Raw genomic sequence first — 1,280 nt, forward strand, 5'->3', positions numbered from 1 at the left:
CACCAACATCAACGGCGAGACCGTTTACAACGGCACCGGCGATGACGCGCAGAACATCGGCAGCGTCAACGACATCGTTCTGACCAGGGAAGGCAAGGCCGAGTCGCTTGTCATCGGCGTCGGTGGTTTCCTTGGCCTCGGCGCCAAGAATGTCACCTATGATTTCTCCAAGGCGCAGTGGGCCGAGAAGAATGGCGACCGCTGGCTGGTGGCCCAGACCACCAAGGAAGAGCTGCAGGCGCAGCCGGATTTCAACCGCAAGGCCTATGATCCGGTACCCGCGACCACGGCATCCAATGAGCCGGCTGCAACCGCCCCGGCCGCTGTGCCGTCCGACGCCCCGGCTCCTGCTGCCGCTCCCGTAGACAAGACGGCCGAGGCCCCGGCAGCGACGACCCCTGATGCCTCGGCTCCCGACCAGACGCAAACGGCAGCTATCGACAAGTCGACGCTGACGGAAATGCCGGTTGGCGAGATCCGTGGCGACGATCTGAAGGGCACCACTGTCTACGGCGCCAACGACGCCAAGGTCGGCGAAATCGGCGATGTCGTGCTCGCGCCCGACAACAAGACCGACGCGGTGATCGTCGATGTCGGCGGCTTCCTCGGCATTGGCGAAAAGGAAGTCGCGGTCGGCGTGGATAATCTCAAATTCATGACCGACAAGAACGGCAAGAAGTACCTGTATACGACCTTCACCAAGGAACAGCTCAAGGCTCAAACCGCCTATGACAAGGGCAGTTATGCCGAGAAGCGGGACCAGCAGCGGATGATTGTGAAATAGGAATAGGCAGTAGGGCAGTAGGGCAGGACCGTCGTCGTACCGGTTCGGTTTCCCTGCTGCCCTATTCGCGTACTGCCCCGGCGACGTGGCCGACAACGCCGTGTTCCGTCAGTTCAGCCAGCGCTAGCGACTGGTCAAGATGCTCAGCCCGCCAGGCGAGAAGCCGTTCGGCGAACTCCAGCCGTACGGCCAGATAAGCAGGGTGCTTGGCCAGATTGTTCAATTCACCCGGATCTGTTTCTAGGTCGAACAGCAGCGGCGGCAAGCCGCCGCCGAAATGCACATATTTGAATTTTTCCGTGCGGATGACGGCGAGGTTGCATTGGCGTGAGGTGATGCCGAAATGGCGTTCGGCCTCGCCTTCGGCAATCGAGCGGAAATCGAACTCCCAATGCGCCGCATCGCGCCAGTCTGCAGGGCTCCCGCCGCTCAAAAACGGCTTCAGCGAGGTGCCGTCGAGGTGCGGCGCGGGGTCCGCGCCGCACCTCGACGGCAC

General features: G+C 62.1%; 2 protein-coding genes. One reads left to right on the top strand and one right to left on the bottom strand.

The genetic code is table 11. The annotated features are described in order from the left end of the window. A partial coding sequence (locus tag EN935_RS36345) for a PRC-barrel domain-containing protein (protein WP_164771703.1) occupies nt 1–784 on the top strand: 784 nt, incomplete at its 5' end. A 61-nt stretch (nt 785–845) separates the two neighbouring features. On the opposite strand, the gene EN935_RS36350 is transcribed toward EN935_RS36345, so the two are convergent. Then, the coding region (locus EN935_RS36350; RefSeq protein ID WP_127374248.1) for a sulfatase/phosphatase domain-containing protein at nt 846–1,280 on the bottom strand (435 nt) is incomplete at its 5' end.

The sequence above is a fragment of the Mesorhizobium sp. M7D.F.Ca.US.004.03.1.1 genome, assembly GCF_003998635.1.
GTDB lineage: Bacteria > Pseudomonadota > Alphaproteobacteria > Rhizobiales > Rhizobiaceae > Mesorhizobium > Mesorhizobium loti.